We start from the raw sequence: 16101 nt of genomic DNA on the forward strand, positions 1-16101 counted from the left end.
TTGCCAACCCCCAAATTGTTAATTTACAACACCATATGAAAGGACCTTTATTTTACTCAAAAATACTACTCTTTGGAGAATACGGAATAATTCGTGACTCAAAAGGGCTTTCAATTCCATATAATTTTTATAATGGTGCGCTCAAAAGAGACGGAAATTCGTCTGAAGAAGCGGTAAAATCAAATGGGAATTTAAGGCGTTTTGTTATCTATCTAGACACTTTACAAGACGAACACCCCAATCTGGTTACTTTTGATTTAGACCTCTTGAAAAATGATGTGGAAGCCGGAATGTATTTTGATTCCAGTATTCCTCAGGGTTATGGCGTAGGTAGCAGTGGTGCACTTGTAGCCGCTATTTATGATAAATATGCTCAAAATAAAATTACGGTTCTGGAAAATTTGACTCGTGAAAAATTATTGCAGCTAAAAAATATATTTTCTCAAATGGAGAGTTTTTTCCACGGAAAAAGTTCTGGATTAGATCCTTTGAACAGTTATTTGAGTATCCCTATTTTAATCAATTCTAAAGATAACATTCAAGCAACCGGAATTCCAAATCAAAGCTTTGACGGCAAAGGAGCCGTATTTTTGTTAGATTCTGGAATTGTGGGCGAAACCGCTCCCATGGTGAATATTTTCATGGAAAACCTGAAAGACAAAGGATTCCGTGCCATGTTAAAAAATCAATTCGTAAAATATACGGATGCCTGCGTTGAAAATTTCCTAGGTGGTGACATGAAGTCATTGTTCATGAATACCAAGAAACTATCTAAAGTGGTCTTGAATAACTTTAAACCAATGATTCCGGAACAATTTCACAGCATCTGGCAACAAGGAATTGACAGTAATGATTATTATTTGAAATTATGTGGTTCTGGTGGCGGTGGTTACATCTTAGGATTCACAGAAGATTTAGAAAAAGCCAAAATTTCCCTGAAAGAGTATAAACTAGAAGTCGTGTACCAGTTTTAAACATCCTCTCCCCAACCCTCTTCAAAGGAGAGGGAGAAGAAAACCTAAAATAGCACCCTTATTATTGGGAGCACATTCTTAAATAAATCTAAATGTTAAGCAGGCACCACAAACTTCTCCTAATGAAAATTGCAAGTTTGTTCTCTGTGGTTAGAGGCTATAACATTCCGGTCATTATCCTGGCACAATACCTCTCAGCCATATTTATTTTGGCTCCTGACACAAGAGCTTTGGCTATTTTACTCGATTTCAATTTATTTATCTTGGTTTTTGCTTCATCACTAACAATTGCTTCGGGATATATTATCAATAATTTTTATGACAGCCAAAAAGATTTAATCAATCGCCCTAACAAGTCCATGTTAGATCGATTAGTGAGTCAAAAAACAAAACTAAACGTCTATTTTACATTGAATTTCATAGTTGCCTTAATGGCTCTGTTTGTTTCTTGGCGTGCTTTTTTATTCTTTTCCCTATACATTTTCGTTATTTGGTTTTATTCCCATAAAATAAAAAAATACCCTATAATAGGAAATTTGACAGCGGCTTTACTTGCCGTGACCCCTTTTTTTGCCATACTATTGTATTACTACAATCAGATCCCGTTTGAAGAAATTGAAAATTACAAAAGACAGCTTGGAGTAATATTTGTGCATGCCTCTTTTTTGTTCTTATTGCTGCTGATTCGGGAAATGATTAAAGACCTAGAAAATCTGAAAGGCGATTTAATTACTGATTATAAAACGATTCCCATTGTTTATGGAGAAGAAATTTCAAAAAAAATCATAACCTTTTTGACACTCCTTACCGTTTTTCCCGTTTATGTTTTAATCGAAATTTACGATGTGGGATATATGGATATTTATTTTTATTCCTCGCTCATAATCCTTATTTTATCCTTGCTTTACTTGTGGAAATCAAATGCTAAACCACAATTCCTATTGCTTCATAATGTCCTGAAATTTTTAATTGTCTCTGGAGTATTTTGTATTGTACTGATTGATCCGAGTGTTTTATGGCACGGCAAAAGATTGCTGATGATGCTTTAGACAATCCCTTTTTAAGAATTACTAAAAAAAACCTCTATCATCAGGCTAGGCATTCTCTTGAAATAGAAAAAGGGTTCCTACTATAAAATTAGAAAATCACAACCATTTATTAATTTGATTTTTAATTTTATGTATTCAATAAAAACAAAAAAAGAGCAGTTTTTATGCTATGGGGCATTGTACAAACCCTTTTTCGGGTTCATTTCATTGCTAAACGTGATTCCGCAGGATTGCTATAATACCCTTCTACAGTTTTCTTGTTGACTCCCTTTCTTTCAATTTTGTCTTAATGACAACCGTTTCATAGGGAATGTGTTCTTCTTTAGATTCCAGTCGATCAATAAGTAGTTTAGCAGCAACTTCGCCTATTTCTATGCCATGCTGACTGACCGTGGTCAAACTGGGAGACAACCTACGGGAGGCGAGTATACCATCTGCAAAACCTATGATAGAAAGTGCTTCGGGAATTTTATATCCTTTTTTGAGTCCAATTCTCAAAGCAGCTACGGAGTCATTTTCGTCCAAAGCAAAAATCCCGTCAATTGTATTGGTATCAAAAATATTTTCTATGAGATTATTTAGATTTTCATCACAATCAGTTCTCAAAATTATAGCCTTATTAATGGGTATATTGTTGATTTCTAGGGCTTTCATATAGCCGTCAGCGCGCAATTTCCCGACACTCAAATTATCAACTGAAGAAAACAGCGCTATGTTTTTGCATCCTAAATCAATTAAATGTTGGGTAGAATCTAGGGCCGAATCAAAATCATCTACAATAACTTTGTCACAATCAACGCCATCCGCAATTCGATCAAACATCACAATAGGAGTTCCATCATTAATGATTGCCGAAAAATGACTGTATTCCTGATTTTTTTGAGCCTCTTCAGAAACCGAAACAATAAATCCGTCGATAGTACCATTGCTGAGCATCTCCAAAGTATGCGCTTCTTTATCCAAAGATTCATTTGAAATACACATAATCACATTGTATCCTTTTTCATCAGCCACTTTCTCGATACCACTAAATACTTTGGCAAAGAAAGAATTCAAAATATTAGGAATAATCACCCCAATGGTTCTTGTTTTCCTGTTTTTTAGGTTCAAACCAATTACGTTAGGTTTGTAATTTTTTAGCTTTGCGTATTCTTTTATTTTTATTTTAGTTAACTCACTAATTTCCGGACTATCATTAAGTGCTTTTGAAACTGTAGAAACAGAAACATTCAGTTCTTTTGCGATTTGTTTTAGTGTAGCTCTGGCTTTCATAAAAAAATGTTTATTGTAATTAATAAAGAAAAAAGGGACAAGATGTAAATAAATAGAATATTAACAATTAGATCGACAAAAATAGCGATTATAATATAAAAATTGGCTCTGAAAAATGAGGAATATTCAATAAATTTACATAAAAATTCACAACAAAACAATCTATCGACGGTTTCGATTAATTCTAAATTCATTGCCGGAAAAATATTTCAAATATACATTTGATAATCAGCACTAAAACAAGAAAAAAATAATCTTTTAAGGTATTTGTATTTAAAATAATTAATTGTACTTTTGCAACCCCTTTATTGGGGATGGAATGTTTAATTAAAATAATATTATGGACGCATTAAGCTACAAGACACAATCAGCAAGCAAAGCCACCGTTACAAAAGAGTGGATTGTTGTAGATGCTGATGGGCATAACTTAGGTCGTATGGCTTCGAAGATCGCAATGATCCTTAGAGGTAAGTACAAAGCAAGTTATACGCCACACGTTGACTGTGGAGATAACGTAATTGTTATCAACTCAGAAAAAATCAACCTTACAGGGAACAAGATGAAAGAAAAAACTTACATCCGTCACACTGGTTATCCTGGAGGACAAAGAACTTTAACTGCTGAAGTATTGCAATCAAAAAACCCTGCATTACTAGTTGAAAAAGCAATAAAAGGAATGCTACCTAAAAACAAATTAGGTGCTGAACTTTTTAGAAATTTAAATGTTGTTGTAGGATCAGAGCACAAACAAGGCGCTCAAAAACCTAGAACAGTTAACCTTAACGATCTTAAGTAATGGGAGTTATTCACAAAATCGGTAGAAGAAAAACCGCTGTTGCACGTGTTTATGTTTCGGAAGGAACAGGAGTAATCACTGTAAACAAAAAAGCATTCGAAACATACTTCCCAACTGCAACGTTACAGTACAAAGTATTACAACCTATGTCTATGACAGAAAATGTAACAAATTTTGATGTAAAAGTGAACGTTTACGGAGGTGGTTCAACTGGACAAGCAGAAGCAGTAAGAATGGCATTGGCACGTGTTATGTGTGAAGTAAATGCTGAAAACAGAGCGATACTGAAACCAGAAGGTTTATTGACAAGAGATCCAAGAATGGTTGAACGTAAGAAATTCGGTCAGAAGAAAGCTCGTAAGAGATTCCAATTCTCTAAACGTTAATAGTACCTGTCTTGTATTATTTATACAAGACGTATTGATTATTAAATTTAAAAACAATGTTGTTGTTGTCCCGTTGAGACGGGAAATTAGTTTAGCATCTAAATGAAACCCAATTAAAAGATTGAATCTTTAAATTAAAAAGGAACATTGCTAATCAACAGAACGTAAACTAAACAAAAAATGTCAAACAAAGTAGAAGTAAAAGAATTACTAGAAGCAGGTGTACACTTCGGACACATGACTAGAAAATGGGATCCAAACATGGCTCCTTACATTTATATGGAGCGTAATGGTATACACATTATCAATCTTTATAAAACAGCAGCAAAAATTGAAGAAGCGAATGAAGCTTTGAAAAAAATCGCTGCATCAGGTAGAAAAATATTATTCGTAGCTACCAAAAAACAAGCTAAAGACATCGTAGCTGAAAAAGCTAAAGCTGCAAACATGCCTTACATCACTGAAAGATGGCCTGGTGGAATGCTAACTAACTTCGTAACTATCCGTAAAGCTGTTAAAAAAATGGCAACTATTGATAAAATGAAGAAAGATGGTACTTTCATGACACTTTCTAAAAAAGAGCGTTTGCAAGTAGATCGTCTTCGTGCCAAATTAGAGAAAAACTTAGGTTCAATAGCTGACATGTCAAGACTACCAGCTGCATTGTTCGTAGTTGATATCAAAGCAGAACATATCGCAATAAAAGAAGCTCAAAAATTAAACATTCCAGTTTTCGCTATGGTGGATACCAATTCTGACCCAAGAGAGGTTGAATTTGTAATCCCATCTAACGATGATGCTTCTAAATCAATTGACAAAATCTTAACTTTAGTAACTGGTGCAATTATCGAAGGACTTTCTGATAGAGGATCTGACAAAGAAACTGATCTTCCTGTTGCTGAAGCAACAACCGAAGTAGTAGCTCCTGTTGCTGCTGAAGTAGTTGTTCCTGTTACTGAAACAGTAGCTCCAACTCCTGCAACTGAAGAATAAAAATAAATTTAAAGATTGAAGAATTTAAAGATAAAAGTTATTGATTGTAAAATTGATAATGAACTCTTTAAATTTCTCAATCTTTTAATCTTTAAAATAAAAAAATTATGGCAACAATTACTGCTGCAGACGTAAATAAATTAAGAACAATCACTGGCGCAGGAATGATGGACTGCAAAAAAGCCTTGGTTGAAGCAGAAGGAGATTTTGATTTAGCTATCGAAAACTTACGTAAAAAAGGACAAAAAGTAGCCGCAAATCGTTCTGATAGAGAATCGACAGAAGGTGCTGCAATTGCTGTTGTTAACGCTAACAAAACTGCCGGAGTTGTGATCACATTAAACTGTGAAACTGACTTCGTAGGGATGAACGAAAACTTTGTAAAAATGGCTACTGAAATGGCTAATTTAGCATTGAACTTCAACACAAAAGAAGAATTTTTAGCGGCTGATTTCAATGGAATCACTGTTGCTGATAAATTAATCGAGCAAACTGGTGTTATCGGTGAAAAATTAGAAATCAGAACTTTCGAAAAATTAGAAGGTGCCTTTATCGGATCTTACATTCACTCCGGAAACAAAATTGCTACTTTAGTGGCGCTATCTGCAAATGTAGAGGGTGCTGAAGAAGTTTCAAGAAACGTATCGATGCAAGCAGCTGCAATGGCTCCAATAGCTTTAGACGAAACGGGTGTTGATGCTGACACCATCGCTAAAGAAATAGAAATTGCTAAAGATATCCTACGTCAAGAAGGTAAACCAGAAGCAATGCTAGACAATATCGCTAAAGGTAAATTGGCTCGTTTCTTTAAAGATAATACTTTAGTAAACCAAGATTATATCAAAGACAACAAAATGAGCGTTGCTGCTTATGTTAAATCTTTAGATAAAGATCTTATCGTTACCGGTTTCAAAAGAGCTGCGTTAGGATAATTTTTTCAAAATTTACGACAGAATCTTAAATTTATTTATATTCTGTTTAAAAATTATAAATCCCATTCGTTCACTCGAATGGGATTTTTTTATTCCCTAAAAACCACTTCCAAAAAATAAATTAAAACACTAAATTTGAATATTAATTGTTTTTTATGTTCAAAACCAAAAAAGAACTTGTCTTTGTTATTCTTGCCGGAATCTTCATTACTAACGCTGTTACCGCAGAACTCATCGGTGGAAAACTGATACAAATAGGTCCCTTTGTAATGAGTATCGGCATTTTACCTCGGCCTATTGTTTTCCTGACTACTGATTTAATCAATGAATACTTTGGAGAAAAAGGAGTAAAAAATTATCTTTAATTACCGCTTTTTTAATTACTTATGCGTTCAACCTCTTGTTTTTATCCATAAATACTCCCGTGGCAAAAGGGATAATCCCGGTAAATGACGAACAGTTTTTGGCCAAAGCATGTGGATTATTGTGGGAAGCATCATCGCCTTCTTAGTTTCTCAATTGATAGACGTAACTGTTTTTTGGTTTTTCAAAAACCGTACATGAAATAAAAAAATCTGGCTCAGAGAAACAGGTTTCAAAAGAGCTGCGTTAGGATAAATTGATTTTTTGATTTCAGATTATAATATTTGAACTCAGATTTATATACAACCTATTTCAAAGAGATTTGAAATGGGTTTTTTTATCGGATTCATTCATTCAAAAAGAACTCTTAAACATATTAGATTATAAAAAGCTGAACTTCATGCAGTGTCCATTAACCACTAACAATTTAAATTAAAATAGCTTATAAATACAAAACGAAAATTCCTACCTAAAAACGCGCATCGTAAAAATTTAACATAAAACGACCATCACCTAAAATTATTTATATTTTTACCGAAAACGTTATCGTTACCTTATTTTTTTAATACTTTTAACTTTTTAAACCAAAAACTCAAATTTATGAAGAATTTATTTATCGCATCCCTAGTCTTGTTCGCATTTTTCTCTTGTACTGATGAAAATTTAAACCCAACAGAAGTAGTACAAAATAAGGTACAACCAAGTTATGTTGCGAACCAACTACTTATTAAATTTAAACCTACAGAAACTGGAGCTAAAACATCAACAAACATTTTATCTCTAATTGGAGGAACTACAGTAGAAGTTATTAACACTAATTCTATGAAAACTTCCACTGCTAAAACAAACACTACAGGTGGAAAAATTTTATTGGTAAATTCAAAGTTAGGCACAATGGAAGCTATTGAGCTTATTAAAGATTTACAAGGAGTAGAGTATGCAGAGCCAAACTGGATATACAATCATTTTGCAGTTTCAAATGACACTTATTATACTAATGGTTCACTTTGGGGCATGTATGGATCTACAACTTCTCCATCGAATCAGTTTGGTTCGCAAGCCGCAGCTGCTTGGGCAAACAATAAGTTAGGATCAGCTACTGTGTATATCGGTATTATTGACGAAGGTTACATGTATACTCATGAAGATCTAGCAGCCAATGCAGGTAAAAACCCAGGTGAAATAGATGGAAATGGTATAGATGATGATAGCAATGGCCTTGTTGACGATGTGTATGGCTATGATTTTGCCGCAAACGATAATACTGTTTTTGACGGAGTTGACGATGACCACGGAACACATGTTGCCGGTACTATTGGTGCTGTAGGAGGTAATGGAAAAGGTGTTGCTGGTGTTGTATGGAATGTAAAAATGATAAACGCTAAATTTTTAGGTGGAACAGGCGGAACATTAGCAAATGCAATTAAAGCAATTGACTATTTCACTGATCTAAAAACAAGACATGGCTTAAACATTGTAGCTACTAATAACTCTTGGGGAGGAGGAGGATTCTCACAAGGTCTTCAGGATGCAATTGAGAGAGCCAATACTGCTGGAATACTGTTCATTGCTGCTGCAGGGAATAGTGGAACTGACAATGACACCACACCAAGTTATCCTGCAAGTTATCCTAACGCAAATGTAATCGCCGTTGCATCAATTACCAATACAGGAGCTCTATCAAGTTTCTCTCAATTTGGCGCTACCTCTGTTGATTTAGGCGCTCCTGGTTCAGGAATATGGTCAACAGTACCTGCAAGATCTAAAGGTAAGTTTGTATCTAGCTATGCTAGTTATAACGGAACTTCAATGGCAACTCCACATGTGTCAGGAGCGGCTGCATTATACGCATCTTTGAATCCTGGTGCAACAGCTGCACAAATTAAAGCAGCACTATTGAACAGTGCTACTCCTACTTCCTCTTTATCTGGAAAATGTTTAACAGGAGGTAGATTGAATGTAAGCGGATTTTAATCCAATTAAAACTAATTAAACAAAGGAGTCCACAAGTTGGGCTCTTTTTTTATGGTCATATTTTTTTTCAATACCGTTCAAAAAATCCATATTTTTAAAATATCCTAAGTAGAGGATGAATAGCAAAAGCTATGTTAGATAAGACTGCTAAGCACAAATTGACTTATTTAATGTAAAAATTTGAACTTAATAATCGGAAAAATATCTCTAGCCAAAATATTAAAGTTACATGATTCTTCTTTTTCACTAATTTGATTATAAATTAATTAAACGATTTTATTCAATAAAAATGAAAAAAAATAGAATCATGTTTAGAATAAATTTACATCGAAAACAACAATACAAATTAATACTTTTCAATTAAAACACTAAATTTGGATATTAATTGTTTTTTATGTTCAAAACCAAAAAAGAACTTGTATTTGTTATTCTTGCCGGAATCTTTATTACTAATGCCGTTACGGCAGAACTCATCGGTGGGAAATTGATACAAATAGGTCCGTTTGTAATGAGCATCGGCATTTTGCCTTGGCCTATTGTTTTCCTGACTACTGATTTAATCAATGAATACTTTGGAGAAAAAGGAGTAAAGAAATTGTCCTTAATCACTGCCGGTTTAATCGCCTACTCTTTCCTTGTTTTACTTTTCGCGATCAATATACCAGCCGCAAAAGGAATCAGTCCAGTCAATGATGAGCAGTTTTTTGCCGTTTTTGGACAAAGCATGTGGATCATAGTGGGAAGTATCATTGCGTTCCTAGTTTCTCAATTGATAGATGTAACCGTTTTTTGGTTTTTCAAAAACCGTACAGGAAACAAAAAAATATGGCTCAGAGCCACGGGTTCTACTATCATTTCGCAATTATTCGATTCTTTTATTGTGTTGGGAATTGCTTTTTGGTTGCCCGGCAAAATAAACTTTGACGTTTTTCTAACCTCCGCCTTGACAGGATATACCTTCAAACTTGGAATTGCCATTCTCTTGACTCCTTTAATTTACTTGGGCCACTACATTATAAAAAACTATTTAGCGGCAGAAAAAGAATAATTATGGATAAAAAAACAAGATGTGGTTGGTGCACTTCCAGCGATTTATACAAAAAATACCACGACGAAGAATGGGGCGTTCCAGTATATGAGGACCAAAAATTATTTGAATTTCTAATCTTAGAAACTTTCCAAGCCGGACTAAGTTGGATTACAATCCTAAAAAAGAGAGAAAATTTCCAATTGGCTTTTGATGATTTTGACTATAAAAAAACAGCATTTTATACCGAAAATAAAATTCAGGAATTACTCCTTGATGCAGGAATTATTCGCAATCAGTTAAAAATTCGCGCAGCCGTTTCTAATGCTACTGCCTTTATGAAAGTACAAGAGGAATTTGGCGGTTTTTCAAAATATATTTGGGAATTTACTGGAGGAAAACCCATTCAAAACAACCGACAATCTCTAAAAGAAGTTCCTGCAACCACTCCACTTTCGGATAAAATAAGCAAAGATTTGAAAAAACGCGGATTCAAATTCGTTGGTTCTACAGTAGTTTATGCACTCATGCAAGCCACCGGAATGGTTGATGATCACGTTGCAGATTGCTGGAAAAAACAGTAGTGAGTAATCCGTTTTCGACAGTTAAATTATCAAATAAAACTTTAAATCCGAAACTTTAATCAAAAAAACAATTACATTTGTTTCACACTTTAGGGGTGTCTACAACATTGTAGGCTGAGAATTACCCTCTGAACCTGATCTAGTTCATACTAGCGTAGGGAAAAGTAAGATGACTTCCTAGTACATTTATGTACTCTTGTAGCCATTCCTAAAGTATAACTGTATACTAAATTCAAAAGGAATGGAACTCAAAATCAACAATCAAACGAAACAATTTGCAACTGACAGTCTTACTGTTCAGGCACTTCTTGACTTGGAAATTCCCATAAAACAAAACGGAATTGCCGTAGCCATAAACAATAGTATAATTCCAAAATCCAACTGGAATTCCCACATCATACAAGAAACCGATAACATTCTCATCATCTCTGCAACTCAAGGAGGATAACCATTTTAATTTAAAGATTGAAAGATTTATCAAATCCACTCTTCAATCTTTCAATTTTTTAATACTTAAATCTTTCAATAAAAAAAATATGAAATACGAAGAAAAAATATCAACCACTCCTTTTCCTAATTCTACAAAAATTTATGTAGATGGAACCATTCATCCCATAAAAGTAGCGATGCGAGAAATTGCATTGACTGACACTAAAATGTCAAATGGCAGAATAGAAAAAAACCCGCCTGTAACCGTTTATGACACTTCGGGCCCATTTACCGACCCAAATATCGAAATTGACATTCGAAAAGGACTGCCCCGCATTCGTGAACAATGGATTCTGGATCGTAATGATGTCGAAGAATTAAGTGAAACCTCTTCCGAATACGGGAAAAAGCGTTTGAATGACGAAAAACTAAACGAATTGCGTTTCGAATATTTGCACAAACCTAAGCGTGCCAAAAAAGGAGCCAACGTTTCCCAATTGTATTATGCAAAACAAGGAATCATTACTCCAGAAATGGAATACATAGCCATTCGTGAAAACCAACGCTTGGAGTTGATAAACGAACAAACCAAAGCCATGCAACACCAACACGAAGGAAATAGTTGGGGCGCAAACACTCCCTCTCCTTCGGGCCGGGCTGGGGTGGGGAAAATCACCCCTGAATTTGTCCGAAGCGAAGTAGCCAGAGGACGTGCCATTATTCCAAATAACATCAACCACCCAGAAAGTGAGCCTATGATTGTAGGTCGTAACTTCTTAGTGAAAATTAATGCTAACATTGGCAACAGCGCCGTAACCTCAACAATCGAAGAAGAAGTAGAAAAAGCAGTTTGGGCATGCCGCTGGGGAGCTGACACGATTATGGATTTATCAACCGGTAAAAACATTCACGAAACCAGAGAATGGATTATCCGAAATTCTCCTGTGCCAATTGGAACCGTGCCTATTTACCAAGCTTTGGAAAAAGTAAATGGCGTGGCCGAAGATCTCACTTGGGAAGTTTATCGTGATACGCTAATCGAACAAGCGGAACAAGGGGTTTCCTATTTTACCATCCATGCCGGTGTTTTATTGCGCTACATCCATTTGACTGCTGAACGTGTTACCGGTATTGTTTCCCGTGGAGGCTCTATCATGGCAAAATGGTGTTTGTTTCACCATAAAGAAAACTTTCTTTACACCCATTTTGAAGACATTTGCGAAATTATGAAACAATATGATGTAGCGTTTTCATTAGGAGATGGGTTACGTCCCGGTTCTATTGCCGATGCGAATGATGCCGCTCAGTTTGCAGAGCTGGAAACACTTGGCGAACTGACAAAAATCGCCTGGAAACACGATGTTCAGGTATTTATTGAAGGCCCTGGCCACGTACCCATGCACATGATTAAGGAAAACATGGACAAACAATTAGAGCACTGTGATGAAGCTCCTTTTTATACTTTAGGACCATTAACTACTGATATTGCTCCAGGTTATGATCACATCACCTCTGCCATTGGCGCGGCTATGATTGGCTGGTATGGTTGTGCGATGTTATGCTACGTGACACCAAAAGAACACCTTGGTTTACCCAACAAAAAAGACGTTAAAGACGGCGTAATCACGTATAAGATTTCGGCTCATGCTGCTGATTTGGCCAAAGGGCATCCCGGATCGCAATACCGTGACAATGCCTTGAGCAAAGCCCGTTTTGAATTCCGTTGGCAAGACCAATTCAACTTATCCCTAGATCCCGATACAGCTCGTGAATTTCATGATGAAACATTACCGGCGGATGGCGCCAAAGTAGCTCATTTTTGTTCGATGTGTGGCCCCAAATTTTGTTCTATGAAAATCTCCCAGGAAATTCGCGATGTAGCTGAAGCCGAAAAAGGCATGAAAGAAAAATCAAAAGAATTTGTAGAAAGCGGCAAAGAAATTTACTTATAAGACTGTAGAAGAAAGAGGAAAGAAAAAAGATTATGATCGTAATCACAAATCCAATTCCTGTAATTAATGAAATCGACACCATTCATTCTCTTTTTGAGAATGGACTGGAGTTGCTTCATATTCGGAAACCTGATTTTTCAGAAACAGAAATGAACGCTTTTTTATCCGAAATAAAATCAGATTTCCGTCAGCAAGTGGTTTTGCACAGTCATCACCAACTGGCTTTAGCATCTGGAATACATCGGATTCATTTTACAGAAAAAGCAAGAATTGAAACATCGGAGAAAAGTTTAAAAAACTGGAAAGAAAGTGGATTTAAACTCTCTACTTCGATTCATCAAATGATTGATTTTGAAGAACTACCTACTGTTTTTGCTTATGCTTTTTTTGGTCCTGTTTTCGAAAGTATTTCAAAACCAAAGTATGCTTCGGATATTGACTTTAAAAAAGCATTGCAACAAAGGAAGAATAACGAAACTTCATTAGTAGCACTTGGTGGAATTACAGCTGATAAAATTAAAACGGCATTAAAATATGGCTTTGATGATGTGGCACTTTTAGGTGCCATTTGGAACAGTAACCATCCAATAGAAAATTTTAAACAATGCAAGAAAAGAGACCTTTCGTAGTAACAATTGCAGGCTTTGATCCTTCTGGAGGCGCGGGAGTTTTAGCAGACATCAAGACATTCGAGCAACATCACGTTTATGGTTTTGCCGTCAATACCGGTAACACCATTCAAACCGAAAATCAGTTCTTCGAAATGCACTGGACTGACCAAGCTTTCGTTTTGAGATCATTGGACAAATTGTTTGAAAATTATGCTATCAAAGCCGTAAAAATTGGAATTGTTCCTTCACTGGATTATTTAAAAAAAATTGTTTTTGCTATAAAAAAACGTTCACCTACAACAAAGATTGTATGGGATACCGTTTTAAAATCTACAACCAAATTTCGTTTTATAACTATAGAAAATCAAGTTGTTTTGATCGAAATATTGAAAAAAATAGATTTGATAACACCCAATTACAATGAAATTTTACAGCTTTCCGCAGCAGAAAAAAATCCTGAATTAATTGCTCACGAGCTGTCAAAACATTGTGCTGTATTGCTAAAAGGTGGTCACAATCCTCTGGCAATTGGTGTTGACTGTTTGTATACCGGAAAGGAAATCTTCATGCTTACGCCAAATAACACTTCGGTTTTCGAGAAACACGGCTCTGGCTGTGTATTATCATCAGCGATTACAGCCAATTTAGCTTTGGGATTAGACCTGAAAACAGCTTGCATCAATGCCAAAAAATATATAGAAACCTATTTACAATCTAATCAAACCAAATTAGGATACCATCATGTATAATAAGCTACACTACATTTCGCAAGGAAATACTGTCGAAGAACAATTGCACAACATTCACAAAGCACTGGACAATGGCTGCCATTGGATACAATTGCGATTCAAAAATCAAAACGCGCTTGAAGTTTTCACTTTGGCGGAAGCCGTAAAAATGTTATGTAAAGAATATTTAGCCACTTTTATCATCAATGACAACGTGCATTTGGTAAAGCAATTGGATGCCGATGGCGTTCATTTGGGTTTAAGTGACATGAAAGTGGAAGAAGCAAGACTAATTTTAGGAAAAACAAAAATTATTGGAGGAACGGCAAATACTTTTGAAGATGTATTCCAAAGAACAGCCGAAAACTGTGATTATATAGGTCTGGGTCCATTTCAATTTACGACAACCAAACAAAATCTAAGTCCCATTTTAGGATTGGAAGGGTATCGATTGATTATCCAACAAATGAAAATAAAAAACATCCAAATTCCCATTTATGCCATTGGAGGAATCACACTAGAAAACGTTGAAGACCTGATGGAAAACGGAATTCAGGGTATTGCCGTTTCTGGTTTGATCACCCAAAGCGAAAATCCATCACAACTTATTACTCAACTTAACGACAAATTATATGGTACCATTTAAAATAGGAGACAAGACCTTTCAATCCCGCTTGTTTTTAGGCACAGGAAAATTCGGTTCTAATCAACAGATGGAAGAAGCCATTTTAGCCTCTGGAACCGAGTTAGTAACCGTAGCGCTAAAACGTATCGATTTAGAAACCGAAACCGATACCATTTTATCCCATCTCAAACACCCGCTAATTAATTTGCTCCCCAATACTTCTGGCGCACGAAATGCCAAAGAAGCCGTTTTTGCGGCACAACTAGCACGAGAAGCGTTGGAGACCAATTGGCTTAAACTGGAAATTCATCCTGATCCAAAATATCTAATGCCAGATGCAATCGAAACCTTAAAAGCTACGGAAGCTTTAGCCAAATTAGGGTTTATCGTTTTGCCTTACATCCATGCGGATCCCGTTTTATGTAAACGACTGGAAGACGCAGGAACTTCGGCGGTGATGCCTTTAGGTTCTCCAATTGGTAGCAACAAAGGATTAAAAACGATCGATTTTTTAGAAATAATAATTGAACAGAGCAGAGTTCCCGTGATTATAGATGCCGGAATTGGCGCACCATCCGACGCAGCAAAAGCCATGGAACTTGGAGCTGATGCGGTTTTAGTAAACACAGCAATTGCCGTGGCAAGAAATCCTATATTGATGGCAGAGGCTTTCAGAGAAGCCGTTATTGCAGGTCGAAAAGCCTACGAAGCACAATTAGCCCAAAAAGTAAATCGTGCAATGGCTTCAAGTCCTTTGACCGCGTTTTTGTATGAGTAATATGTTTTTGGTCTATTTACAAGAAAACTGTTGAAAAAATGGCACGCAGATTTTACAGATTTACACAGATGGGAAATAAAAAAGAATGTGCAAAAATTCGCACAATTTATAGACTACAGAAATTTATAGTTGTATCAAAATAACTACATTTAGTTTTTAATTAGTACTAATTTTTAAATTCTTAAAAATGACCGAAAACGACATATCATTCAAAATAAGAGGAGCCATTTTCAAAGTGTACAATACACTCGGTCCAGGTTTATTTGAATCTGTTTATGAAAGCGCTTTGTATTATGAATTAACTAAAATAAATTTAAAAGTTGAAAGACAATTAGAAATCACTATTCCTTACGATGGCATCATATTAGATGTTGCTTTTAAAATTGATTTATTAGTAGAAGACAAAGTAATTATTGAATTGAAATCTGTCGAAGATTTAGCACCTATTCATTACAAACAAATTACAAACTATTTAAAACTTACTAATAAAAAATTAGGCCTACTTGTCAATTTTAATACAGTCACTATTTTAGATGACATTAAACGAATTGCAAATAAATTATAATTAAGGATTACAAATTAGCACGCAGATTTCACATATTTATACAGCTAAAATTAAAAAAAACGG

At 35.4% G+C, this 16101-nt stretch carries 17 protein-coding genes, 1 pseudogene and 1 riboswitch; of the genes and pseudogenes, 17 read left to right on the plus strand and 1 reads right to left on the minus strand.

Going from position 1 to position 16101, the window contains the following annotated elements; all coding sequences use genetic code 11:
* Positions 1 to 35 precede the first annotated feature (35 nt).
* Together EKM01_RS01730 and EKM01_RS01735 are read left to right on the plus strand one after the other, a co-directional pair.
* Positions 36 to 974, plus strand: a complete 939-nt coding sequence (locus EKM01_RS01730; RefSeq protein WP_126458259.1) for a mevalonate kinase — start codon at positions 36 to 38, stop codon at positions 972 to 974.
* 92 nt (positions 975 to 1066) lie between these two features.
* Entirely contained in the window at positions 1067 to 2023 is a 957-nt protein-coding gene (locus EKM01_RS01735; protein WP_126458262.1) for a geranylgeranylglycerol-phosphate geranylgeranyltransferase, read from the plus strand.
* A 246-nt stretch (positions 2024 to 2269) separates the two neighbouring features.
* Here the strand turns inward: EKM01_RS01735 and EKM01_RS01740 are convergent, their stop codons facing one another.
* Positions 2270 to 3295 (minus strand): LacI family DNA-binding transcriptional regulator, encoded by a 1026-nt coding sequence (locus EKM01_RS01740; RefSeq protein WP_126563441.1) that lies wholly within the window; start codon positions 3293 to 3295, stop codon positions 2270 to 2272.
* 340 nt (positions 3296 to 3635) lie between these two features.
* Here EKM01_RS01740 and rplM point away from each other — a divergent pair, with 340 nt between their 5' ends.
* From rplM to EKM01_RS01815, 15 genes and pseudogenes are all read left to right on the plus strand, one after another.
* The gene (gene rplM / locus EKM01_RS01745) at positions 3636 to 4091 is read left to right on the plus strand and encodes a 50S ribosomal protein L13 (RefSeq protein WP_066080505.1); all 456 of its coding nucleotides are present in this window, start codon (positions 3636 to 3638) and stop codon (positions 4089 to 4091) included.
* A complete protein-coding gene (gene rpsI, locus EKM01_RS01750; RefSeq protein WP_126453913.1) occupies positions 4091 to 4477 on the plus strand; it encodes a 30S ribosomal protein S9 in 387 nt (128 codons plus the stop codon). Before rplM ends, rpsI begins: the two co-directional genes overlap by 1 nt.
* Positions 4478 to 4657: 180 nt before the next feature.
* Positions 4658 to 5470 carry a 30S ribosomal protein S2 gene (gene rpsB / locus EKM01_RS01755; protein WP_126766497.1) on the plus strand — a complete coding sequence of 271 codons (813 nt, stop codon included), beginning with the start codon at positions 4658 to 4660 and terminating at the stop codon, positions 5468 to 5470.
* Positions 5471 to 5577: 107 nt separating this feature from the next.
* Positions 5578 to 6402: a translation elongation factor Ts gene (tsf, locus tag EKM01_RS01760; protein WP_126561260.1), complete on the plus strand. Its 825-nt coding sequence runs from the start codon at positions 5578 to 5580 to the stop codon at positions 6400 to 6402.
* Between the two features lie 155 nt (positions 6403 to 6557).
* A pseudogene (locus EKM01_RS01765) lies at positions 6558 to 6963 on the plus strand (queuosine precursor transporter); the annotation flags it as partial.
* Between the two features lie 402 nt (positions 6964 to 7365).
* Positions 7366 to 8739, plus strand: a complete 1374-nt coding sequence (locus EKM01_RS01770; protein ID WP_126458274.1) for a S8 family peptidase — start codon at positions 7366 to 7368, stop codon at positions 8737 to 8739.
* A 394-nt stretch (positions 8740 to 9133) separates the two neighbouring features.
* Positions 9134 to 9787 carry a queuosine precursor transporter gene (locus EKM01_RS01775; RefSeq protein ID WP_126458277.1) on the plus strand — a complete coding sequence of 218 codons (654 nt, stop codon included), beginning with the start codon at positions 9134 to 9136 and terminating at the stop codon, positions 9785 to 9787.
* A 2-nt stretch (positions 9788 to 9789) separates the two neighbouring features.
* Positions 9790 to 10350: a DNA-3-methyladenine glycosylase I gene (locus EKM01_RS01780; RefSeq protein WP_126458280.1), complete on the plus strand. Its 561-nt coding sequence runs from the start codon at positions 9790 to 9792 to the stop codon at positions 10348 to 10350.
* A gap of 81 nt (positions 10351 to 10431) precedes the next feature.
* A riboswitch (TPP riboswitch) is annotated at positions 10432 to 10528 on the plus strand.
* 63 nt (positions 10529 to 10591) lie between these two features.
* On the plus strand, positions 10592 to 10798 hold the full coding sequence (gene thiS / locus EKM01_RS01785) for a sulfur carrier protein ThiS (protein WP_126458283.1): 207 nt from the start codon (positions 10592 to 10594) through the stop codon (positions 10796 to 10798).
* Between the two features lie 88 nt (positions 10799 to 10886).
* Positions 10887 to 12731, plus strand: a complete 1845-nt coding sequence (gene thiC, locus EKM01_RS01790; protein WP_126766502.1) for a phosphomethylpyrimidine synthase ThiC — start codon at positions 10887 to 10889, stop codon at positions 12729 to 12731.
* Positions 12732 to 12763: 32 nt separating this feature from the next.
* The gene (locus tag EKM01_RS01795) at positions 12764 to 13360 is read left to right on the plus strand and encodes a thiamine phosphate synthase (RefSeq protein WP_126561256.1); all 597 of its coding nucleotides are present in this window, start codon (positions 12764 to 12766) and stop codon (positions 13358 to 13360) included.
* Positions 13336 to 14091: a hydroxymethylpyrimidine/phosphomethylpyrimidine kinase gene (locus EKM01_RS01800; protein ID WP_126766506.1), complete on the plus strand. Its 756-nt coding sequence runs from the start codon at positions 13336 to 13338 to the stop codon at positions 14089 to 14091. Before EKM01_RS01795 ends, EKM01_RS01800 begins: the two co-directional genes overlap by 25 nt.
* Positions 14084 to 14716, plus strand: coding sequence for a thiamine phosphate synthase (locus EKM01_RS01805; protein WP_126766510.1), 633 nt, complete (start codon positions 14084 to 14086; stop codon positions 14714 to 14716). Before EKM01_RS01800 ends, EKM01_RS01805 begins: the two co-directional genes overlap by 8 nt.
* The gene (locus tag EKM01_RS01810) at positions 14703 to 15473 is read left to right on the plus strand and encodes a thiazole synthase (RefSeq protein WP_126576941.1); all 771 of its coding nucleotides are present in this window, start codon (positions 14703 to 14705) and stop codon (positions 15471 to 15473) included. The genes EKM01_RS01805 and EKM01_RS01810 overlap by 14 nt, the downstream gene beginning before the upstream one ends.
* Before the next feature lie 187 nt (positions 15474 to 15660).
* Entirely contained in the window at positions 15661 to 16038 is a 378-nt protein-coding gene (locus EKM01_RS01815) for a GxxExxY protein (RefSeq protein ID WP_126561252.1), read from the plus strand.
* Positions 16039 to 16101 lie beyond the last annotated feature (63 nt).

It is taken from the genome of Flavobacterium sp. RSP46, from assembly GCF_003984825.1.
Classification (GTDB): Bacteria; Bacteroidota; Bacteroidia; order Flavobacteriales; family Flavobacteriaceae; genus Flavobacterium.